This is a genomic window from Pantoea sp. EA-12 (assembly GCF_030053355.1).
Classification (GTDB): domain Bacteria; phylum Pseudomonadota; class Gammaproteobacteria; order Enterobacterales; family Enterobacteriaceae; genus Pantoea; species Pantoea vagans_C.
In genome coordinates, this window is the sequence record NZ_JASGBY010000001.1 from 1 (window position 1) to 22,841 (window position 22,841).

A 22,841-nucleotide genomic window follows, 5' to 3' on the forward strand; every position below is an offset into this window, starting at 1 on the left:
CGAAAGGTGGCGCTGGAACATGGATGTTCCATCGGCACCGGTCCGTAAGGCAGACGAGTGAAGTGAAGGCACCGCGTCAGCGGCGCGAGGACCGCCGGGCCCGGTGCGGCCTCAGACGGCGTTATCGTCAGTCACTCGAATCACAACCAAGGACAACGCTCCAAATCACGCAATACCAATCGGTTGATAGCCCTGCCACTCGGGGCGGAAAGGTTCGCCATTGGCGTCTGGGGTTAAATGGATATACAAATCCCCGACTTTTTCCAGCAACAGGCAATCATCCACATCCTTCAGATTGTCTTTATGTTGATGATCCGCACCCGGCAGCAGGTTGGCTAAACCTTTGGCTTTGGCTTCTTTGACATCCTTTGCCACAAACAGATCAAAGGCATGCAACTCCGCCAGCGTGGAGGGATGGTACGCACCGGCATTGACAAAGAACAGCTTTTCGCTGCCCGTAGCGGGTTGATCAGACAACGTTACACGATAGCCATCCGCCCAGGTCACACGGGCATAGCCATCAACATGGATTTTATCGGCATCACCAAACCAGGCTTCTCGTAGCGCGGGCCAGGCATCTTCAGGCTTTTCGGCGGCAACAAACTGAATGTCATGCACTTCAATATTCGATTTTCCGGCATTGCCGCCAATGTAAAAGATAAACAGATTCACGTAATCATTTCCTTTTGATCAACAAAGATGAGGTGAGAGCAGCGTTATAAAACATGATATACAACGAAACAACCGTTTCTTGCCGCAACCCATTATGCCATCTGCGGTTTGAACCGCCGCGCCATCATCATCAATATCACAATCCCTACGCTCATCATTGCCCACGCGCTGTTTAGCGAAGACACGCGATCGCGGACGATACCGGCAATCAGCGGCATCAAGGCGGCCAGTAAATATCCACCACCTTGCACAAAGGATAACAACGCGCCCGCCTCTTCTGGCGAATGTGCATGATCCAGAGTGACGATTAAGGAGAGCGGGAATAACGCACCAATCCCCAATCCCAGTAACAGCGTTGGAATCCAGGCATTGGCACCACCGAGCCAGATCAGACTCAGCAGCCCCAGTAAAATCGATGTAAGCACCAGCATAAGCGGGCCACGACGATCGCGGAAACGATGTATCAACGCCGTCAACACAAATCCCGCGACCACTTCTGTCAAGGTCAACGCCCCCAGCACATAGCCACTTTGCTGCGGCAGCCAGCCATATTGCATGTAAAACGGTGGCAACCAGGCTAACACCAGCGTATAGGCACCGGTTCCGATGCCAAAGAACACCATCAGCAGCCAGGCTCGACTGGATAATGCCACTTTAGGACGCGGTGGCGAAAGGGATGGCACGCCAGGACGTAAGGTTATCAACCATAACAGCAGCGCTATCACCGCGGGTATCACCGGAATCGCCAACGTTATGCCTAAGCCACGTGTGTCGGCCAAGGGTGCAGCCGTGGCGGCAGCCAGCGCCGCACCAGCCATAATCCCGGTGGTGAATAGCGCCATTAACGTGCCGGCGTTCGCAGCAAAATGGCGCTTAATCAACGCGGGCATCAAGGCTTGAATTAAGCCAATACCAACACCGGCCACCACGGCACTGACGATCAATACCCACGCGGATGGCGCCACACCGCGCGCCAGACAGGCCAATGCCAAAAGTACTAAACCTGCTGCAATGCCCCTGACTTCGCCTAAGGTGCGCAGTAGCATTGGCCCAGCCAGCGCCGCCAGTCCCATCATGATGACCGGTAAAGTGGTGAGTAAACTCAACAGCGTGGCATTAAGCTGCGCGTCACGTTGCAATAACGGAAACAGCGGCCCCATTGCCGCCATAATCGGGCGTAAATTCAGTGCGATAATAAAAACCAGTACGGCAAACATGCCGATTGCAGGTAAGGTACGATTCACTTGGCATCTCCTTGTGCGTCAAAGTATCTTAACGTTAAGATACTTTTCAGCAGCGCGAAAGTGGGATGCGCACAAAGCAACAAATCATCAATCTAGAAATGCCACAGAAGAAAGGGAGAAAAATGGCCGATCACGTCGACTTTGTAACGGAACAGTGGGCCAAGGCGATGCCTGAACTGGATGCCTCTTCCATGGCGGTATTTGGCCGCATGCTGCGCATCATGAAGCATCTCGCCATAGCGCGAGCGGAAGCGCTGGCCCCGTTTGATTTCCACGACGGTGAATTTGATGTGCTGGCCACGCTGCGTCGCGCGGGTGCACCCTATTGCCTTTCTCCTACGCAGTTGTACAAATCGCTGCTGGTCACCTCGGGGGCGATGACAAATCGTCTCAATCGCCTGGCCGAGGCCGGGTCTATCGAGCGCGTAGCCGATCCCGACGATAAGCGCAGTACGTTGGTCACGTTGACGGAGGCAGGACGCGAAAAGATTGAACAGGCATTGATGGTGCATACCGAGACGCAAAATGCACTCCTCGCAACGCTGGATGGCACACAGCAACAACAGCTGAAGCTGTTACTCAGTCAGTTACTGCAAGCAACTGAACACCAACCGTAAACATTGCCACGAGGGATGTGTCAAAATATGAATTAATTCAGCGCGCTTTCCGCTATGTTACGTCGTATGCAACGCATTTTATGGATAACACATGAGCACTAAATACGCCCCCTCGCAGATTTTTCTTCACTGGCTAACCTTCGTGCTGGTGGCCACTGCTTATTGCACCATGGAGTTTCGCGGTCTGGCGACGCGCGGTTCATGGCAAGGATTTGCCATGATCATCGGTCATTTCAGCGCGGGCAGTTGTGTGCTGGTACTGATGCTCTCGCGTGTCATGCTGCGTTTCCGTCATCGTAGCCCGGCGATTGTGCCCAAACCGCCACACTGGCAAACCGGCCTGGCGCATTTGATGCACCTGGCGATCTACCTGTTCTTTATTGTGCTGCCTATCCTCGGGATTTTGTCGCGCTTCTACATGGGTCGTACCTGGTGGATTTTCGGCATCCCAATGCCGGTGAGCAGCGATCCCGACCCGGATTTTGCTGACAGCATTGCAGACTGGCATGAAACATTAGCGCCCTATGGTTACTGGTTGATCGGCATTCACGCCCTCGCCGCACTGGCTCACCATTACCTGTTTAAAGACAACACGCTGCTGCGCATGATGCCCTCGCGCCGTTCGCGTTAATCCTGCCTTCTCCGCCCGGTAATCGCACTTGCCGGGCGGCCAAAATAGCGCTGAAACGCCACGCTAAAATTGCGTGGATGCTGATAGCCTACCTGCCATGCCGCCTGTGCCACCTGATATCCCTGCTCCAGTAACTGGTGTGCCTGTTCCATTCGCATCTGCAACAGTAGCGCACCCGGCGTACAGCGAAAGTGATGCTGGAAGCCAGATTTCAGCTGGTATTCACTTAACCCCACAGCCAGCGCTAATGTCGCGAGCGAGAAGTTTTCGGCCAGATGGTCGCGCATCCAGTCCCGCGCTTGCTCGACCTTCTCCACCTGCTGTGGGTGCCGTTTTTGCATAAGCGCATCGGGCTGAAGCTGATGACGGTGCAGAGCCAGCAAGGTTAACGCCTGAATCTCCAATAGCAGCGGATCATCATGCAGATGTTTGAGCTGTGCCGCAGTTGCTTGCCCATAGCGGCTAAACAGATGTCGCTGCAGATTGAGCCGTAACATAGGTTCCGCATTTGATTCGCCAAAATAGTGTCGGACACTGGCGGCGTTAAGGATCACGCGTAATTGCTGCACCCGTTCACCCGCACGATACAGGCGCTCTCCCACACTGCGTTGAAAACTGGTAACGGTCAGGTGCCCGGCATGAAACGCGATTTCACGCCCGTTGCTTTCACGAAAACGCGATGCGCCCTGCATACCAAAAGTCAGCACCAGTTGCGGCTGATCGCTGCAGGCCTGTGACGACTCATGCAAAGGCTGTAATGGCCAGTAGTCCGACTGCACCAGACGCATGCCTGGTGCCAGATCGAATTGGCGCACGTGCAGTTTTCCGGGTTGTTGCATCATTTCTCCGTTTCGCAGAGTTAATCCACCGTCTCGCAGACAAATGAGAATAAATTGCATTCGCATGAAAGGCTAGTCTGGTGTTCTCACTCTCTGCACAGGACGTTTTATGCATTCACCTCTGCCAACACTGGACGCGCTGCTGGCGCAACATGCACTGAATGGTGCAATCGCGCTGGCATTCGATAGCCAACTGTTCGATTTTTTAGCGCTACCGGCAACAGCCCTTGAGATCGCGCAGCATCATAACTGGCAGCCACAGCAGGCTAACCATCTCTTACGCTTACTCTGGAGCCTCGAGTTGCTCACGCTGGAAGGCGATTGCTTTGTGCTTGCCGCCGGTGCACACCTGTTTCTGTGCAGCGGGAGTTCGCGCTTCATCGGTGATGCGTGGCGCTATCGCCATCAGGTATTGCAGCAGTTTGCCCAACAGTTACCTCAGTTGCTCACCCAACCGGCATCAGGCTGGCAAGATCCGTTGCAAATAGATACCGCCTGGGCCGATGCAGCACTGCATCAAATTGCTCAGGAACAGCGTGCACTCAGCGCAGAGACCGCCTGCGCTATCGCCGACAGGCTGGCGGACTTTCAGCGTCCAGCGCTGTTATTGGATATGGGCGGTGGGCCGGGTTTGATCAGCATTGCGTTAGCAGAGCGATTTCCCCAGCTTTCCGCCATCGTGTTTGACTTGCCACAGACCGCCACCGTGGCACAGCGGAATATCGAGAGAGCGGGACTGACCCATCGCTGTTGTGCTGTGCCGCAATTTCCGCCGCAGCGTCAGGTCGATATCATCTGGAGTTCTTCGTTTCTCTATTTCATGGAGGATCGTCAGGCGATGCTCAGTGAGTGGTTTACGCGGTTAAAACCCGGGGGATTACTGATCAGTGCTCACGCCGAGGTGCCAGATAACCCCGCTGAGGCCCGACAGATACTGCCTTTCTTCACGCCATTGATGATGCGAGGTTACAGTGTAACCGATGAGGGTGCTTTGGCTCTCGCACTTCAGCAAGCGGGGTTTGAGATTGAGGAGACGCAGCGCATGCAGCCGTTCCCAATGTCTCCGCTGAACGTGATTCTGGCGCGGCGACCTAAAACGTCAGACTAAAGCTCTCATCCAGTAATGAAAGGATTTCACTGTCCGGCAGGCCATTCTCGAGCGTCAGGCTGATCCAGTGCTCTTTGTTCATATGATAAGCCGGATAGACGCCGTGCTGCTGGCGCAGTGAACCGGTGAGTTCAGGGCGGGTTTTGATATTCATCACATCGACCACGGTTCCCTCGGCTAAACCGAGTTTGTGGCTCTCCAGCGGAAACACTAGTGCAAACCATTTGCGGTGACGCGGATGGCGCAGCACCGCATATGCGCTGTGTTTCTTCCACGGGTAATCGGGTTCGATCTGGTAGGTTTGGCTGATGTGCTCGAACAGAATCTGGCGGTTCATTGCGGCTCCTTTAAAAGCACATTAATGGTAGCGGCGCGATTTATCACGCCGCTACACAATGAACGCCTCGTAAATTTAACTCAACTGAAAACGCCCCACCGTATGTGCCAATTGTGCCGCCTGATCCTCCAGTGAACTGGCAGCAGCCGACATCTCTTGCACCAGTGCGGCGTTTTGCTGCGTGGTGCCGTCCATCTCGTTCACCGCGATAGTCACCTGGCTGATGCCGCGCGCCTGCTCATCGGAAGCCACCACAATCTCACCGATGATGGTACGCACCGAGTTCACCGCCTGCGTCATTTCCTGCATGGTTTTACCCGCATCCTGCACCAGTTGTACACCGCTGCCCACGCGCTGGCTGGACTCTTCAATCAGCGCCGCAATCTCTTTCACTGCATTGGCACTGCGTTGTGCCAGGTTACGCACTTCAGAGGCCACCACCGCGAAGCCGCGACCTTGTTCACCAGCACGTGCCGCTTCGACTGCGGCATTCAGCGCCAGAATATTAGTCTGGAACGCGATACTGTTGATGATGGCGGTGATGTCGCCAATTTTCTTCGCACTGTCGTCAATCTGCGCCATGGTCTGCACCACTTCACCCACCAGCGTTTCACCCCGGCTGGCAATCTGCGTGGCATTTTCCGTCAGTTCCGTGGCCTGATGTGCATTACTGGCGTTATGTTTCACTGTGGCGGTGATCTGCTCCATGCTGGCAGCGGTTTGCTCCAGTGCCGCCGCCTGCTCTTCAGTGCGTGATGCCAGGTTAAGGTTGCCGCTGGCGATCTCCCCGGCACCTTGCCGCACCGATGAACTGGCATCCTGAATCTGTCCGACAATCTCGCGCAACTGGTTCTGCATGGTGTGCAGCGCGTAGAACAGGCTGCTGTTATCACGTGCTTTCAGGGTGATGACATTGTCGAGCTTACCGTCCGCCACCGCTAACGCGATGGTCGCGGCTTCCAACGGCTCACCACCAATCGGTTTGAGCACCTTGCGGTTAAACAACACACCCAGCAGTGCGCACACCACCAAAATACTGATGATCATCAGGATCACCGCGTTGATCAACTGACGATGCGCGGCTGCCATCACTTGACTCACCGGGGCCACCACGCCGAGATACCACTTCTGATCGCTATTGCCGATGACAATCGGCTGCCAGGTCACCAGCGCATCCTCACCGAGGATATTGTCGTGCTGCTCATACGCCGAAGCGCTATAACTGTGGGTATCGCCTTTCCAGGCTTTGCTGGTCTGATTTTTATCCGGATAGGAAACCACATTCCCTGCGCTGGAGAGCAACATGGCATAGCCCACACCATTCCAGGGCTTGATCTTGTTGACTTTTTCTTGCAGCGAGGCCAGTGAGATGTCTGACGTCACCACACCCCATAATTTGCCTTTGCTGATGATGGGTGCTGCGACGGATGTCAGTAAGGTAGGAATACCATTGTAGGCATAGCTGTAGGGTTCAATCAGCGTATCCTTTTGACTCTTCTGCGGCAGCAGATAGTAGTCACCTTGACCCGGCGTAAAGATCGAAGTGAGCGGATGCATATTGAATTTGCCAGACTGATCGCGGTCGACAAAGTAGGCGTAACGCCCTTTGGGTGCCGCATTCGGTTGTGTGGCGAATTCAGCATCACGCCCGTCGAAAGCATTCTCTTCGAAGATAACGGATACGGAAAGATAATCAGGATTGTCGCGTAACGCAGACTCCATCACTTTGTCCGCGACCTTACGATCCTGGATGCCCGCTTCGGGTAGTGCGATCAGGCTATGTCCGAGGTTATGCGCCACATCGCGCGCGTAGCTCAGTTCCTGCTGGATTTGCAGTGCCTGGGTTTGAGCAATCTGTTGTAAATAGTTTTCCGCCAGCGATTTCTGCTCCTTGCTGGACTGCCAGCTGAGCACGCCGATGGTGACAGCAAAGCCAAGGGTAATGGTGATGGCACCCGTCAGCAGCATTTGCGTGCGGGTGCTCATAGTTTTCTTTGATGCGTGTTTGGCCATTATGGCGCTCCTGGGGTTGACACTTTTTCGGTTAAAAAGAACCACTCCCTGTGCGCGTACATCCCTCAGAAGAGACTATCGGCGGATGGTGGAAGAACTTGATGGGGGATGGGCATTCAATACAGCGCGATAACTCGCGCCGCTATGCTTTGGTTGGGACGCGCCTTGGCACGCCCGCAGTCGGTGACGGGCGGCGACGGGCGCAATATGATGACTATTTAAAACTGTCGCTGGCCGCTTTGGCGATGGCGATCTCATTCGGGTTGGCGGAACCACTTACGCCGACTGCGCCAATGGTGTTGTTCTGCCACACCACCGGTGAGCCACCGCCCAACGGGATCACGCCAGGTAAGGTCGCAATCGCCGGCTCTTTGCCATTAGCGCGATCCATATATTTATCCGTAGGAGTGCGATACAGCGCCGCCGCACGGCCTTTGAGGATCGAGGAATCAATGCAGCCAACCGGTGCATTGTCCATACGGTTAAATGCCAGCAGCTGACCCGACTGATCCAATACCGCAATGCAGACATTCGCATTGAGGGCGCGCGCTTTTTCCTCTGCGCTGGCGATCAGTTTCTGGGCGTCACCCTGAGACAAAATGGTTTGGGTCAAGGTGGCGTGTGCCGCCGCAGAACCCAGCAGAGCGGTACTCAACAGAGCCAGAGATAAGGCCTTTTTCATGTCACTTCTCCATAAACAACGGTGTCATTAAAAACGGGCAACACGACGGTGGATATTGCTTACCTGGGTGCTGCCCAACGATTATTTCCTTCGGCGCAGCACCATGATTAACGCCAAAATGATCACCAGCAGCGCCACAACGCCGCCGACAATGCTTAACACATGCGCATAGCGCACCAGCCAGCTGCCGCTTTCCCCTTTCAAGGTTTGTTCAACATCGGCGGCAGTCACGGCATGTTGCGGATTACTAAAGTTGGTTGAGACGTAATCCGCGACTTTGGTCAGTTCGGCCTGTGAAAATTGAGTGCGAAACTCTGGCATAAAGGCATGATCGCCTTCGGTTTTACGATCCACACCTTCTGCAATGGTCATGATCAGATTGGCCGGATCGTCCGACAACACGGCCGACGAACCCACCAGTGACGGATAAAAGTGCTGCGCATCGTGCGTGCCGCGCCCGTCACTGGCATGGCAGGTTGCGCAGGCACCGTTATAAAGCTGCGCACCGCTCATCCCCTCACCCGAAACATAATCGTTGATGCTCTCTTTCATGCCGGTTTCAATGGCGGAAAGCGGCGTCGGCTGTGGAGCTACGGCGGGAGCTTTACGATCTGCACCACCAATCGGCGTGACCTGTTTCAGGTAATGCGCCATGGCGGCGAGATCGCTCGGCTGCATTTTCGAGAACGAGTTCTGTACTGCTGTCCCCATCTCACCAGCAGCAATCGCTTTACCGTGCAGCGCACCGGTACGCAAATAGGTGACAATTTCATCTTCACTCCAGTCACCGATGCCGGCCTGCGCATCGGGCGTGATATTTGGCGCGGTCCAACTGCCGACTTTGCCACCGGATAAGAAGCGATCGCCCTGTTCAGCCATCATGCCGTTGCGCGGCGTATGACAGGTGGAACAGTGCGCCAACGTGCGTACCAGATATTCGCCGCGTTCGGCACTCCCCGCTGTGGCATCACTGCCCGGTACGGCGCGACTGTCGAGGAACATCAGATTCCACACCGCCATCACCGGACGGAAAGAGAACGGGAACGGCAGGTCGGTTTCCGGCGCGGGGTGATCGTCGGCTGGGACGCCCAGCATCAGATAGGAGTAAAGCGCGTGGATATCCTCATCGGATAATCCCGCAAACGCAGTGTAAGGCATCGCCGGATAGAGGTAGTGATTGCCCGGCGCTTTACCTTTGCGCATCACATCAGTGAAGTCGGCAAGGCTGTAATTGCCGATGCCTGCCGTTTTCGATGGCGTAATGTTTGAGCCGTAAATCATGCCCATCGGCGACTGAATGGCGAAGCCGCCTGAGAAGGGTTTACCACTGTGCGGATCGCGATGGCAGGCAGAACAGTCGCCAGCCGTAGCCAGATACTCCCCGCGCTTGACCAAATCGGGCGAGGCATCCTGCGCCTGCACGAATCCGGCGACCAATAAGCTAGCCGCAGCGAGATGCCTGATCTGTTTACGCATCATCAGATCTCCCTCGCAATGGTGTCAGCCATGCGCAACGCCAACGCAATACCGGTGAGCGTCGGGTTGACCGTGGCGGATGTCGGCATCACGCCAGTGGTGGCGAGGAACAAGTTTGGATGATCCCAACTGCGACAGTGTTCATCCACCACCGAGTCACGCGGGTTATCACCCATGATGGTGGTGCCCATAATGTGGTACTGGTTGCGCCATCCGGTTGGGGCTTCGATCACTTCGCCGTTAAAGGCTTGCAGGAAGTTAGCGAAATCTTTGTAAGCCTGTGGGCGCATGCCACGTACGTAGTCATCAAGGTGATAATTCACGTTGAGCATCGGCAAACCGATCGAGTCTTTACGGTCGTAGTTAGGTGTTACGCGGTTGGTGGGGCTCGGCAGCGTTTCACTCATGGTACTGATATTCATGATGCGTGATGCCCGGTCGCGGATGGCATCATCCAGCGCCTGGCCCATCATACCCTGCTTCAGCAGCGGCACGGTGACATCGACATTCGGTACCAGGTTGCGCAGTGAATAGCGAATAGCGGAGTGTTGCGCGCGGCTGGCTTCATCGCGACGATTTGCAATGGTACCGTGCTGCACCGAACCACGTCCGGTCCATAGCGGTTCATCCGCAAGGAAGGTCAGGCTTAACCCGGTGTGATCCATCAGGTTGCGGCCGACCTGATCTGAACTGTTGGCGACATCGTTCATCAGCAGCAGTTTCGGCGTTTCCAGCCCGTGTGCGGCAATAATGAAGGTTTTCGCTGTGAGTCGCGTGTCTTTGCCGTCAGGCTGGCGATAGTGCAGTGCCACAATTTTGTTATTAGCACCCTTCTCCAGCTTCCACGCCACACACTCGGTACGCAGTTGCACGCCCAGCGCGACGGCTTTATCGACGTGCATATCCCCCGAGTACATGGCGCCAATCGGACAAATCGGTTCACAGTTATTGTTACCGGCACAGGCTGGACGGCCATCATAAGGACGAGAGACGCGCGCATGCGGCTCGTGGATCACCTGATAACCCATCGGTCCCAGCTTTGACTGCATGCGCTGCACCATGTACGGCTTGGCTTCCGGCGGCAGCGGGTACGCTGCGGAGCGCGGCGGATAGTGCCCGCGCCCTTGACCGCTCTGGTCTTCATTCGCAGTGCCCACCACACCAATTTCACGCTCGGCTTTGACGTACCACGGCTCCAGCTCGCCGTATTCAAATGGCCAGTCTCGGCCCACGCCGTAGACACTTTTAAGCTTGAAATCGTTGGGCAGCAGACGCCAGCAGGCCGATGCCCAGTGGCGGGTGCTGCCCCCTGCTACGCGCAAGTAGCTGGTGACATACTGGAAATCATCGTCACCTTTAGCGTCGATATAGCCATCGGTATAAGAGTTCGGCGCCCATGGAAGATTAGGATAGGGTGTGCACCAGTTACGTTTACTGGCACCGTTGCGGTAATTTTCCACCACTTTCCAGCGTGGAATGTAAGGCCCTGCTTCCAGCATAATCACCGATTTGCCTGCTTTCGCCAGTTGATAAGCGGCGTTGGCGCCCAGCGCACCGGAGCCGACGATGACCACGTCGGCATCAAATTCACTCATGATGTACCTGCTCGATTCTTGTTATGTGTTGTTGTGCTGCGCCAGCATCGCCTCGGCTTCCACGAGGGTTTTGGCTTTGCCCTGCACCATCAGTAACCAGGGTGCTTCAGGGGGTTTAATCGCGTTGGCGGCGACAGGCGAAAGATCGCCCCATTCGCGGATCTGAGCTGACATCGGTGGCGCGGTCACACCAGCTGGCACCTCAGCCCAGTAATCACCGCCCGCTCTGGCGTAGCTTGGCCGGATGGTATGGTCGCGGGTGGGCTCGTACATCAGCGCGGACAGGAAAGTAACGAAATGGGCGTCATCCACCGCTTTGGTGGTGGAAGGATGCCCGGTGTAACCGAGATACCAAGGCGAAATGATGTTTAACGCGGTTTTGACATCGGCATCATCCAGTTGCGTGACGATCTGCTCACGATCTTCACTGCGCAGTGCGTTGAGCCGGGTCATTAACCGCGCGAGCTGCGCGGGGAACTCAGCGTCCTGTTGGCACAACAGCGTCCACAAGCGTTCGGTGATACCGACGTCGAGGCCACGGCGTCCGGTCAGTAACTCACTGGCGCGCAGCAACAGTGATTGTGAGGCGTCAGCCGGTGCGGCCAGCAACGGCTGCAGCGGAATCGATACAATCACAGGCGTTGCCATCATCAGCTGTAAAAAACGTCTTCTTTCCATGGCTAACCTGCTTTCAATGCCGACAGCGCGCCTTGCGCAGCCTCTGCATCCACGTTGCCATCTGGCGTGCTGACGCCAATCGCACCGACCACCACACCATCAATTTTCACCGGCTCGCCACCCGGTAACGGCACCACCGCAGGGTTGCCTAACAGACCGATATTTCCCGCAGCAATTTTCTGCTGGAAGCTGGCGGTAGGTGCACCAAAGGCGGCTGCTGAGTGCGCTTTCTTCGGTGCCAGTTCACTGTTGGCGAGCGTTGCCCCATCCAGACGCTCATAGGCAATCAACTGACCGAAAGGATCGACCACGGCAATCGCGCCGCCAATGTGATGCCGGTCAATAATTTGCTCCGCCTTAGCCAGCAGCTGCTGTGCCTGATGATGGGTTAACACAGCAATCTGGTTAACCGGTTCGGCTGCCTGGGCTGAGGCACAAAGCACTGCGCCGCACAGCAGTGCTGTCGGAAGTTTTTTCATCGATGTTGTCCTGGAAATGAATGTGTTAGAGGGAGACGATCAGTGGCGCGCAAGGCGTTGCTGAATAAGGTGATCGAGGCTCCATTTGCCGCCGCCGTGCAGGCACAGCATCAGGAATCCCGCCGCGCAGGAGATGTTTTTCAACCACACCATCAGGTGCGCGTGGCTATAGCCTTGATAAAACAGGAAACCCGCCACCACTGAAAACACCGCCATAAATATCGCGGTAAAGCGTGTGAGAAAGCCGAGTGCAATCGCCAGCCCACCACCCACTTCCAACAGGATGACCAACGGCAGGAAGAAGGCTGGTACCCCGTTGTCCGCCATGGTTTGCAGGTTGTCAGCGTAATGGGTGATTTTGTCGAGACCCGACGTGAAGAACAGACCGACCGCCATAACGCGACCCAGTACGGCGAGCAGATCCTTGGACTGATACATGATGTAACCGTTCTATTATGTAGTTGTTAATGAACCAAACGGTACACTCTGTGACTTTAGTTACATTTATCATTTCGTGCGGCTAAAAATCGCTCACCGCTCAGCCTGCTCAACATTACATCGCCTTCTGCTCAAAACAGCGGCGATAAAATATCTGACAGGCATCAGGGTGTTGAGGGTGTTATTTGAAGTAGATCACACTATGAGTCAGGGTTTTTAACGGCACTTATGCGGCCTTCTTCACCTACGGCTTAAGGCTTTCCGGCCTGTTTATGAGTAAAAATCTTAAAGAATTAGGACTGGCATGATCATCTTCATTTTCGATCATGACGTTAACAATTATCCAACATAAAACGGTGCTTAGTCGGTCAGCCAGAATGCGCGAATTTTGCACACCGATTCCTTTGGGGAATGAATTAATAACCTTCGCAGAATATTTTTTATCGATTGCCGATGCCAGGATGACGTAAACCCTATTGGAGAATCGACATGAGTTATCGCTTTCTCGTGACCACCACGAGCCTTGGCCAGGGAGGCCGTCAACTTCTCGCGGAGGCTGGTTGCACGGTGGATTATCTTGCTGATGCCAACGACATCGCGGAGGTCGAACATCGCATGAGCACCGTGGCGTACGATGCGGTAATCTCGCGCACCGTGGCGCTGAATGCCAAGGCCATTGACGCCTGCCCTACGCTGAAAATTATCTGCAAGCATGGCGTGGGCGTGACCAATATTGACGTTGCCGCAGCCACGGAGCGTGGCATTCCGGTGTTAACCACGCCAGCCACCAATGCTCAATCGGTTGCGGAACTGACACTGGCACTGATGCTGAACTGCGCGCGCCGCCTGCCTTTTTTCCAGCAGGAAGTCGCTGCTGGACGCTGGACACGCAGCGGCGATGGCGAGGAGCTGCAAGGTAAAACCCTGGGTCTGGTGGGCTTTGGCGAAATTGGCCGCCGTGTTGCACGTTTCGCCCGCGTGATTGGGATGCAGGTCGCATTTTTTGATCCTGCTACCCCCGACGATGCGGACTTCGAAGGTGCACAGCGCTGCGCGACGCTGGACGCGCTGTTGCCACTGGCAGATGTACTCAGCCTGCACTGCCCGGTAACGCCAAAAACACGTCTGATGATCAACGCACAAAGCCTGGCGCTGCTGCCGGCGCACGCCACGCTGATCAATACCGCGCGGGGTGAACTGATTGACGAAGAGGCGCTGATTGCCGCGTTGCAAAGCGGGCAGTTACGCGCTGCTGCACTGGACACGGTAACGCAAGAGCCACTGGCGGCAGATCATCCTTTCCGCGCACTCGGCAACCTGATCATCACCCCGCATATTGGCGGTTCCACCCCACAGGCGTTGGATGCCGTGGCACAGAGCGCCGCACGCCAATGTCTGGCTTTTCTCGATAACCAACAGATCAACCTCTCAGCCTGTGTCAATCCACAGGCGCTTAACCGGAGTTAACACATGACGATTCATAAAGACTGGCCCATTGGCTATTTCATCGGTGAGCGTGGCACACAGATTGATGCGGGTGTGATTGATGCCTTCCGCGCACTGCCGGTGCCGAATATTGGGGACTCGATGGGGCGGAGTGTCGGTGCCATTGGATTACAGGCGTATCACAACGATGCCAACCTGGTGCTGTGCGGGCCAGCCATCACCGTAAAAGTTCGTCCAGGCGACAACCTGATGATCCACAAAGCCATTGAGATGGCGCAGCCTGGCGATGTGATCGTGGTTGACGGGTCGGGCGATCTGACCCAGGCACTGATTGGGGGCCTGATGCGGACCTCCGCCGTGACCAAAAAGATTGCCGGTTTCGTGATTGATGGTGCCGTGCGCGATCTCAATGAGTGGGCCGAAGGCGTCATTGCCTGCTGGGCGCGTGGCAATACCCTACGCGGCCCTTCGAAAGAAGGCCCAGGTGAAGTGAACACCACCGTGCATTGTGCCGGGTTAGTGGTGTCGCCAGGAGATTTGATCGTGGCTGATGCCGACGGCGTGATTGCCATCCGACAAGATGAGCTGAGTGTGCTGCTGCCACGAGTACAACAACACGCCCAGCGTGAAGAGAAGATCCGTGCCAGCAATATCGCCGGTAACAACGATCCCGAGCGGTTCAACGCGATCCTGCGTGCGAAGGGCTGCCCGGTTTAATGATTTCGTCTGCGCCCCCTGAATCAGGGTCGCGCGATATGTTGGGGCGCCAGAAATTGGCGCCCCTTATCAACCTGCATAAAAAATAATATAAAACAACGGAGTACCCTACCGTGCTTAAGAAAATTTCCCTGAGCGAGTCGATACCGCCTCCGATGACCTGGCGCGAGAATTTTACACCAGAAGAGGGCAAAGCTTTTGGCGCGCAACTCTCTGCACGGCTGGAGCGCCTGCCTGCTGCCCGCCCCTTGTGGCTGATCATCTTCGCCCTGGCGCTGGGTGGCTGGTTTGAGGTCTACGATGTGTTTCTGACCGCTTATATCGGTCCCGGCATGGTGCGTGAAGGTATTTTTTCCCACGGCAGCCATAACTTTTTTGATCCTACCAGTCTGGGTGCCTTCGTCGCGGCGATGTTTCTCGGTGTCTTCCTTGGTACGTTGCTGATTGCCAATTTGGCTGACCGCATCGGACGTAAGAAGGTGTTTATCATTGCGCTGCTCATTTATGCGGTGGCCAGTGGCATCATGGCTTTTCAGCATCACCCTTTTGCCGTGGTGTTTTGGCGCATTATTTCCGGTATCGGCGTCGGTGCCGAACTGGTGACGATTGATGCCTACGTCTCGGAATTTATTCCAGCACGTCTGCGCGGGCGCTCTTATGCCTTTGTGCAGGCGATTCAGTACACCTCTATCCCTACCATCGCTTTCCTCTCTTGGCAGTTAGTGCCGCAAGAGATACTGGGTTTGAGTGGCTGGCGTTGGGTGGTGCTGTTTGGCTGTATCGGTGCGATCCTGGTTTGGATTATTCGTATGGGCTTGCCAGAGAGCCCGCGCTGGCTGGTTGAACAAGGTCGTTATAAAGAAGCTGAGGATGTGGTGCGCAGACTGGAAGCGCGCGTGGCGAAATCGACCGGTTCTGCCTTACCTGCGGTGGATCTGCAGCAGTGCATCCCAACTGAAGCGAAGCCTGCGGTGAAGAATGAGATGTGGCGCCCACCGTATCGTCGTCGCACCATCATGCTGCTGGTGTTTAATTTCTTTCAATCAATTGGTTATTACGGTTTTGCCAGTTGGATCCCGACCTTACTGGCGGCAAAAGGGGTGACCTTTACCCACAGCCTGCTCTATTCGTTTCTGATTGCGTTCGCCAGCCCGTTGGGACCGCTGGTGGCGATGACGTTTGCCGACCGCATTGAACGTAAGTGGCTGGTGAGCGGTTCTGCTCTGGCGATTGCCATCGTCGGTACTATTTTCTCCTGGCAGTCACAACCGGTGATGCTGGTGACACTGGGGCTGCTGCTGTCACTGGCCAGTACCTGCATGACCTTCTCTTATCGTGCCTATCAGGCTGAACTGTTCCCGACACGTTTTCGCGCCAAAGCGATTGGCTTGGTCTATTCCGTTAGTCGCATCAGCGGCATGCTGTCTGGCTTTACCATTGCCTGGGTGTTGAGTGAAATGGGCGTGAGTTCAGTCTTCGCCGTGATTTCTGGCGCGATGGCGATAGTGGTGTTTACCATTGGAGTGTATGGCCCTCGGACCTTGAATCGCCGACTTGAAGAGGTGAATCCTTAAACGGGCGGCCAAATGGCCGCCCCTACGATCCTCTCCCCGCAATATATTGAACACTTTTCAGGCAACATGAGAGATCATGAAGATGCTTCATGTTCAGTGAAATTAAATCACTTTTCCTCATCCCAAGACTCTGGCATAAAAGACGCCATGTGAAAGCTTCTAGACGTCTAAACGTCTAGTGAATACAAAAACCTTTCAGCCTTGCTAATCCAGGAATGAAATCAGGTTTTCTGTCAGAACTTAGGGTGCCAGAACAAATGAACGCAGACTTTATCTTTACCGTGAAAAAAACCACTTTCGATGAGAACTACAACCCTTCCGAAAGCACGCGTATTACCACTAACTTTGCGAACCTGGCGAGAGGCCAGCATCGTCAAGAGAACCTGCGTAACGCGTTAAAGATGATGGATAATCGCTTCAACTCACTGGCATCCTGGGATAACCCAAAAAGCGATCGTTATTCTGTTGAACTCGATATCATTTCAGTGGAACTGGACATTGAGGGAAATGGCACTACGTTCCCAGTGATTGAAATCCTGAAAACTCATATCGTCGATAAAAAAACCGATCAGCGCATTGAAGGGATTGTTGGCAATAACTTCTCCTCTTACGTGCGCGATTATGATTTCAGTGTATTACTGGCTGATCACAACAAGCGCAACGCTGGCTTTAGCACGCCTGAAAACTTTGGCGATCTGCATGGGAATATCTTTAAAAGTTTCGTTAATTCGGACAAGTACAAAGAGCACTTTAGCAAGGCACCGGTTATCTGCCTCAGCGTTTCCAGTAAGAATGTGTATACCCGTACCGGCAATCAGCACCCGGTGTTGGGCATTGAATACCAGCAAGATGAATATTCATTGACCGATCAGTACTTCCATAAAATGGGATTACACGCGCGCTATTTCATGCCCGCCAACAGCGTTGCGCCTTTAGCCTTCTACTTCTCTGGTGATTTGCTGCGTGATTACAGCGATCTGGAGCTGATCAGCACCATCAGTACCATGGAAACGTTCCAAAAAATTTATCGCCCGGAGATTTACAACGCGAACTCTCCAGCGGGTCAATGCTTCCAGCCAAGCCTGAACCATCAGGATCATTCATTAACCCGCATCGTTTACGATCGCGAAGAGCGTAGCCTGTTGGCAACTGAGCAGGGTAAGTTTACTGAAGAGAACTTCATTAAACCTTACCAAAACATTCTTGAGCAATGGTCTGCTAATTACGCGCTTTGATTAACCGAAAATACAAGGTCTTCACTTATGAAAACATTATTACCGACGTCCACTGCTGGCAGCTTGCCGAAGCCCTCTTGGCTGGCACAACCTGAGACGCTATGGTCGCCGTGGAAATTACAAGGCCAGGAACTGGTTGACGGTAAAAAAGATGCGTTGCGTTTAATTCTGGATGATCAATTACAGGCAGGGATTGATATTGTCAGTGATGGCGAACAAACACGTCAGCACTTTGTTACCACCTTTATTGAACATCTCAATGGCGTGGATTTTCAGAAGCGCGAGATCGTCAGAATTCGTAACCGCTATGATGCCAGCGTGCCTACCGTCATTAGCGCGGTAGAACGTATGAAGCCGGTATTTATCGAAGATGCCAAATTCCTGCGTCAGCAAACCAAGCAGCCGATTAAATGGGCGCTGCCGGGTCCGATGACCATGATCGACACGCTTTATGATAACCACTACAAAAGCCGTGAGAAACTGGCCTGGGAATTTGCCAAAATCCTGAATCAGGAAGCCAAAGAGTTGGAGGCTGTGGGCATCGACATTATTCAGTTCGATGAACCCGCATTTAACGTGTTCTTCGATGAAGTGAATGACTGGGGTATCGCGGCTTTAGAGCGCGCCGTTGAAGGGCTGAAATGCGAAACTGCCGTTCACATTTGCTATGGCTATGGCATCAAAGCCAATACTGACTGGAAAAAGACGCTGGGTACCGAGTGGCGCCAGTACGAAGAAGTGTTCCCTAAACTGCAAAAATCGTCTATCGATATCGTTTCACTTGAGTGTCAAAACTCTCGCGTGCCAATGGATCTGATTGAATTGATCCGGGGTAAAAAAGTGATGGTCGGCGCAATTGACGTGGCAACCAACGACATCGAGACACCTGAACAAGTGGCTGATACCCTGCGTAAAGCCCTGCAGTTTGTCGATGCCGACAAGCTCTATCCTTCGACTAACTGCGGTATGACACCTCTGTCTCGCGAAGTGGCGCGCGGAAAATTGAATGCTTTAAGCGCAGGCGCTGCGATTGTGCGTAATGAGCTGTTGGCTAAATAAAGCGTTTAATTGACTACATGAGCTTAACAGCCCATATCCCAAGATGTTGATGAAATGGGATATGGGCGGGTTAAATCAGATCGTTAAATGACTGACGTTAATGTTTAGGCGTGGTGATAAAAGATGATATTTTCAGAAATATGTTTATTGTCCCCCACCACGTCAAAATCATTATCATTAAATGAGAAATCTTTTCAGGCGCCGCATAAGGTCCATCATTTACACCTGCACCATTGAGGAATAAGTTACCAACCATTATTCCAAAAAACACACATAATCCTTTAACCCACTTATTCATCATCTGCCTCAATATGCATGCCCTTAATATCAGATGACGCGCTTACTTTACCAGCGGCACTGACCACCGATGCTATTCCCGCCATTGTGATTGCTGCTATTGTTAGAAGATGATTTTGAACAGTCACTCCCCAAGGCCGCACCTGCCACACCCAGTCCTGCTCCCACAATTCCTCCACCTAACCCGCCTAAAACGCCGCCCACGAGAATGGCTCGATTACAATCAGCCACACCAGGATCACCATAACGCGGATTGCCGTTTTTATTCGAACTATTACTGTTTTTTGGATTCCCCATGCCAAATTTATCAGCATAGTTGCCTGCGCCAGATACCATCATCATTTCTTCAACGCTAATTCTTCTCATTTTTAGATTTCCTGTGATACCACACTATGTGGTAACACAAGCATATCTCGATAAATTTCTCTGTCATTAGTAGCCAACATTAATAGAGTTGCTTACGAGAACTTTTAAATATGTAATGGGAGTCATTCTTTTCATTAGGAAAATTTAAGCAATGAATAAAAATAAACCAGATTTTATCAGAGTTAATTTCAGCTAATTTATTTAAATAATGCGTAGACGGTCACATATTTATCCACTCAGATGATAACCCATGTGATTTATATCGGCATTGGGTTTTCCCAATGCCGTCTGTTCTTATTTACTTGCTTTCCGGAAGCGCGTACGCCAACACGTAATCCCCCACTGGGGTTTCCATAAAGTGATGACCCGCCGCGACAATCACCAGATATTCACGTCCATTTTCTGTATAGATCATTGGATTAGCCTGCCCACCCGCCGGGAGTTCCGTGCTCCACACCTGCTTGCCGGTTCGCATATCAATGGCGCGAATCAGATCATCTGTCGCAGCAGCAACAAAGACTAATCCGCTGGCTGTCACCACCGAACCCCCATTGTTTGGCGTTCCGATATTGATAGGTAACCCAGTTGGCAGTCCAAACGGACCGTTGCGACGCGCGGTGCCCAGTGGGCGATCCCATATCGTGCGGCCATCACGCAGATCAATGGCACGAATTCCGCCATACGGTGGCTCCTTACACAACATCCCCGTGTAAGGTAAACGCCAGCCTGCATTCACGTTAACAGCATATGGCACACCTATTTGCGGGTCGCCCGCCCCCTCCGCATGGCCAGTATCGTGCGGGTTATAGGGAATTTCATCGCGTGGCTTCCAGCCCAGCGCATCGGCTTTCACGCGCGGAACCAGAATGTTGTAGTTCGGCATATCGTTGTAGTTCGCAATGATAATGCCTCGTGTCGGATCCACCGCAACGCTGCCCCAGTCCGACCCACCGTTATAGCCAGGGTACTCAATTGAATGACGATCGGCTTCAGGAGGCGTGTATTGGCCTTTATAGCTGGCCTTCTGGAACTGAATTCGGCATACCAGCTGATCCACCGGTGTCAGACCCCACATATCTTGTGGCGTAAGATCTGGTTTGCTGAGATGGTGGAACAGTGAGTAAGGTTGCGTGGGCGAGCGCTGATCGGGTTCTACCCCACCACCTGGCACCGGACGTTCCTCAACACCAAACAGCGATTTACCGGTACGACGGTCCAGCACGTAAATCTCCCCCTGTTTGGTCGGCATGATAATGGCTGGCGTTTTACCGCCATCCTTATCGGGATAATCCACCAGCGTGGGTTGTGAACCGGGATCATAGTCCCAGACGTCTTTATGCGCTGTCTGGAAGGTCCACACTGGCAGCCCGGTTTCAATGTTGAGTGCGGTCAACGAAACAGAATACTTGTTCTCCGCAGGTGTGCGGGTACCGCTCCAATAGTCGCCTGATGAGTTACCAACGGGCAGATAAACCAGCCCCAGCTTGTCGTCACCGGTAAAGGAGGTCCAGACATCTGGCGAACCGCGCTTATAGGCATTCGGCCCTTTTTTCGGTGTTGCGGTGTCTGGCGCGGCGGCATCCCACGCCCATTTCAACGCGCCAGTACGCACATCATAAGCTTTGATCACGCCCGGAGGCCCAAAAGCTCTTTGACCGTCAATGGTCTGATGGCCTACCACCAGCGTATCGCGGATCACCACCGGCGCAGAGTTGATGGCGACATAGCCGTCATAGATTTCGCCCATGTCCTCAGCCAGATTTACCGTGCCTTGGTTACCAAAGCTGCGACATACCTCACCGGTTTTGGCATTCAGCTCAATGATGCGTGCATCCAACGTACCGAGAATGATGCGCTGCTGGCAGTCACTGTTATCCCCTTCTGGCATCGCCGCCACTTGACCCGTGGTCGCGTGGCTGTTGGTTTGACTGTCATACCAGGTCAAACCGCGACAAGCGGCAGTGTAAGGGATCGACTTGTCGCTGACTTTCGGATCAAAATGCCACTTCTCTTTCCCGGTTGCCGCATCCAGCGCAAATACCATGTTGCGCGCGGTGCAGGTATATAAAGTATCGCCAACCTTAATTGGCGTATTCTCTCCACCCCAACGCGCCTTGGGCAGGTCGCCAGTACGAAATTGCCATGCAAGTTTCAGATCTTTGACGTTATCGGGCGTAATCTGATTCGCGTTGGCAAAACGTTGCGATGCCAGCGAACCACCGTAGGTATACCAGTCGCCGTTATCCGGCGTGGAGGCTTTACCGTTGCCGGTGTCGGCCAGATAGTTTGCTGAGCCTGCTGCCGGAACGTTGGTCGCAGGTGTCTCATTGAGTGGCGCAAACGGCAACGCCGCAGCCACAATAAATGCCACGATTAACAAACCTGCCAATACACGTGATGCCCCCCGGCTGACACGCGGTGCCAGATTAGGCAGTTGAAAGGCAAACCAGATGCCGAGAATAAGCATCAGAGCGAAACGTGGTACCCAACGCCAATAGTCGAGCCCAGACTCCTGAATGGTCCAGATCAAGGTGCCAATAAACACCAGCGCAAACCAACCTGCGCCGCTACTTCTTCTCATAAAGATCAGCACAGCGGATATCACCAGCCCGATACCCGCCAGCACGTAATACCAGTTTCCGCCTAATGCTGCCAGCCAGCCGCCTCCCACGGCCAGCGTGATGCCTAACAGCAGCAGAATAAGAGCAAATAATCTATTCCAGAACGAGAGTCTGGTTATTCGGTTTGCGATGTTCAAAATAAATTTCCTTTGCCAAAAGAATTGCAGGATTGAATATTTTTTAAACTTCGCCGTAAATTGTAGGATCTTTTTGTTATTTCACTGCGTTAGATCGCCATGTTGAGAAACAATCGGCACTTTTTATCCGCTTATTATCCTTACTGTTTCCGTCATAAATTATTTTTTCAGCCTCGAACAATTTCTGACACATCATTTCCGCGACAAAAAACGCTGTTTTTGATCTGGCGCAAGATCGCCGACTCGCTCTGCTGTCAGTTTATTTCTTACAGGGCGCACAGCGCCAAATAAGAAGAGGATACGAATATGACAGGTAAATTAGGTTTAACAGGATTGCTGTTGATATGGCTGGTGTACGTGGCATGGATGGTCAGTTACTACTCCGGTACATTTTCACTGTTCACTCATTAATGAACGCGGTAATCCCGGCCATGCCGGGGTTACTTCCCTGTTTCCGACCTGATTCTCACCTCACAATTGCCCGTAATGCTCCCCAATCAAAGGCCAATTTCAGCCTGAAATCGCCACATGTCGCCCTATCTGCACCTAACAGAATCTGGCTTTTGAGCCGATTAAACAC

General features: G+C 53.5%; 21 protein-coding genes. 8 read left to right on the forward strand and 13 right to left on the reverse strand.

The window, feature by feature from the left end:
- Positions 1 to 165: 165 nt before the first annotated feature.
- Together QMZ30_RS00005 and QMZ30_RS00010 are read right to left on the reverse strand one after the other, a co-directional pair.
- The gene (locus QMZ30_RS00005; RefSeq protein WP_283225819.1) at positions 166 to 672 is read right to left on the reverse strand and encodes a DUF1543 domain-containing protein; all 507 of its coding nucleotides are present in this window, start codon (positions 670 to 672) and stop codon (positions 166 to 168) included.
- Positions 673 to 764: 92 nt separating this feature from the next.
- Positions 765 to 1,916, reverse strand: coding sequence for an MFS transporter (locus tag QMZ30_RS00010; RefSeq protein ID WP_283225820.1), 1,152 nt, complete (start codon positions 1,914 to 1,916; stop codon positions 765 to 767).
- Between the two features lie 122 nt (positions 1,917 to 2,038).
- On the opposite strand from QMZ30_RS00010, the gene QMZ30_RS00015 reads away from it, so the two are divergent.
- Both QMZ30_RS00015 and cybB read left to right on the forward strand, forming a co-directional pair.
- Positions 2,039 to 2,533, forward strand: a complete 495-nt coding sequence (locus QMZ30_RS00015; RefSeq protein ID WP_283225821.1) for a MarR family transcriptional regulator — start codon at positions 2,039 to 2,041, stop codon at positions 2,531 to 2,533.
- A 91-nt stretch (positions 2,534 to 2,624) separates the two neighbouring features.
- A complete protein-coding gene (gene cybB / locus QMZ30_RS00020; RefSeq protein ID WP_058972429.1) occupies positions 2,625 to 3,164 on the forward strand; it encodes a cytochrome b561 in 540 nt (179 codons plus the stop codon).
- On the opposite strand, the gene QMZ30_RS00025 is transcribed toward cybB, so the two are convergent.
- Positions 3,161 to 4,006 (reverse strand): AraC family transcriptional regulator, encoded by an 846-nt coding sequence (locus tag QMZ30_RS00025; RefSeq protein ID WP_283225822.1) that lies wholly within the window; start codon positions 4,004 to 4,006, stop codon positions 3,161 to 3,163. The two genes, cybB and QMZ30_RS00025, sit on opposite strands and share 4 nt — an antisense overlap.
- Before the next feature lie 106 nt (positions 4,007 to 4,112).
- On the opposite strand from QMZ30_RS00025, the gene QMZ30_RS00030 reads away from it, so the two are divergent.
- Positions 4,113 to 5,111, forward strand: coding sequence for a class I SAM-dependent methyltransferase (locus QMZ30_RS00030; protein ID WP_283225823.1), 999 nt, complete (start codon positions 4,113 to 4,115; stop codon positions 5,109 to 5,111).
- On the opposite strand, the gene QMZ30_RS00035 is transcribed toward QMZ30_RS00030, so the two are convergent.
- The 8 genes from QMZ30_RS00035 to QMZ30_RS00070 all read right to left on the reverse strand — a co-directional run bounded on the left by QMZ30_RS00035 (position 5,095) and on the right by QMZ30_RS00070 (position 12,809).
- A complete protein-coding gene (locus QMZ30_RS00035; protein WP_283225824.1) occupies positions 5,095 to 5,448 on the reverse strand; it encodes an MmcQ/YjbR family DNA-binding protein in 354 nt (117 codons plus the stop codon). The genes QMZ30_RS00030 and QMZ30_RS00035 overlap by 17 nt on opposite strands.
- 75 nt (positions 5,449 to 5,523) lie before the next feature.
- Entirely contained in the window at positions 5,524 to 7,461 is a 1,938-nt protein-coding gene (locus QMZ30_RS00040; protein ID WP_283225825.1) for a methyl-accepting chemotaxis protein, read from the reverse strand.
- Between the two features lie 214 nt (positions 7,462 to 7,675).
- On the reverse strand, positions 7,676 to 8,143 hold the full coding sequence (locus tag QMZ30_RS00045; RefSeq protein ID WP_283225826.1) for a GlcG/HbpS family heme-binding protein: 468 nt from the start codon (positions 8,141 to 8,143) through the stop codon (positions 7,676 to 7,678).
- 81 nt (positions 8,144 to 8,224) lie between these two features.
- Positions 8,225 to 9,622 (reverse strand): c-type cytochrome, encoded by a 1,398-nt coding sequence (locus QMZ30_RS00050; RefSeq protein WP_283225827.1) that lies wholly within the window; start codon positions 9,620 to 9,622, stop codon positions 8,225 to 8,227.
- Entirely contained in the window at positions 9,622 to 11,214 is a 1,593-nt protein-coding gene (locus tag QMZ30_RS00055; protein WP_283225828.1) for a GMC family oxidoreductase, read from the reverse strand. The genes QMZ30_RS00050 and QMZ30_RS00055 overlap by 1 nt, the downstream gene beginning before the upstream one ends.
- A gap of 21 nt (positions 11,215 to 11,235) precedes the next feature.
- Positions 11,236 to 11,892, reverse strand: a complete 657-nt coding sequence (locus QMZ30_RS00060) for a sugar dehydrogenase complex small subunit (protein WP_283225829.1) — start codon at positions 11,890 to 11,892, stop codon at positions 11,236 to 11,238.
- A gap of 2 nt (positions 11,893 to 11,894) precedes the next feature.
- Positions 11,895 to 12,371 carry a GlcG/HbpS family heme-binding protein gene (locus tag QMZ30_RS00065; protein ID WP_283225830.1) on the reverse strand — a complete coding sequence of 159 codons (477 nt, stop codon included), beginning with the start codon at positions 12,369 to 12,371 and terminating at the stop codon, positions 11,895 to 11,897.
- 39 nt (positions 12,372 to 12,410) lie between these two features.
- Positions 12,411 to 12,809 (reverse strand): DoxX family protein, encoded by a 399-nt coding sequence (locus QMZ30_RS00070; protein ID WP_283225831.1) that lies wholly within the window; start codon positions 12,807 to 12,809, stop codon positions 12,411 to 12,413.
- Between the two features lie 489 nt (positions 12,810 to 13,298).
- On the opposite strand from QMZ30_RS00070, the gene QMZ30_RS00075 reads away from it, so the two are divergent.
- From QMZ30_RS00075 to QMZ30_RS00095, 5 genes are all read left to right on the forward strand, one after another.
- On the forward strand, positions 13,299 to 14,276 hold the full coding sequence (locus QMZ30_RS00075) for a hydroxyacid dehydrogenase (RefSeq protein ID WP_283225832.1): 978 nt from the start codon (positions 13,299 to 13,301) through the stop codon (positions 14,274 to 14,276).
- A gap of 3 nt (positions 14,277 to 14,279) precedes the next feature.
- The gene (locus QMZ30_RS00080) at positions 14,280 to 14,972 is read left to right on the forward strand and encodes an RraA family protein (protein ID WP_283225833.1); all 693 of its coding nucleotides are present in this window, start codon (positions 14,280 to 14,282) and stop codon (positions 14,970 to 14,972) included.
- 113 nt (positions 14,973 to 15,085) lie between these two features.
- Complete coding sequence (locus QMZ30_RS00085) at positions 15,086 to 16,546, forward strand: MFS transporter (RefSeq protein WP_039333893.1); 1,461 nt, start codon at positions 15,086 to 15,088, stop codon at positions 16,544 to 16,546.
- 257 nt (positions 16,547 to 16,803) lie between these two features.
- Positions 16,804 to 17,781 carry a DUF1852 domain-containing protein gene (locus QMZ30_RS00090; protein ID WP_058972451.1) on the forward strand — a complete coding sequence of 326 codons (978 nt, stop codon included), beginning with the start codon at positions 16,804 to 16,806 and terminating at the stop codon, positions 17,779 to 17,781.
- 27 nt (positions 17,782 to 17,808) lie between these two features.
- A complete protein-coding gene (locus QMZ30_RS00095) occupies positions 17,809 to 18,840 on the forward strand; it encodes a methionine synthase (RefSeq protein WP_283225834.1) in 1,032 nt (343 codons plus the stop codon).
- Positions 18,841 to 19,185: 345 nt separating this feature from the next.
- Here QMZ30_RS00095 and QMZ30_RS00100 read toward each other — a convergent pair whose 3' ends face one another.
- Together QMZ30_RS00100 and QMZ30_RS00105 are read right to left on the reverse strand one after the other, a co-directional pair.
- Complete coding sequence (locus tag QMZ30_RS00100; protein WP_283225835.1) at positions 19,186 to 19,503, reverse strand: hypothetical protein; 318 nt, start codon at positions 19,501 to 19,503, stop codon at positions 19,186 to 19,188.
- 298 nt (positions 19,504 to 19,801) lie between these two features.
- Positions 19,802 to 22,261, reverse strand: a complete 2,460-nt coding sequence (locus QMZ30_RS00105) for a membrane-bound PQQ-dependent dehydrogenase, glucose/quinate/shikimate family (protein WP_283225836.1) — start codon at positions 22,259 to 22,261, stop codon at positions 19,802 to 19,804.
- Between the last annotated feature and the right edge of the window lie 580 nt (positions 22,262 to 22,841).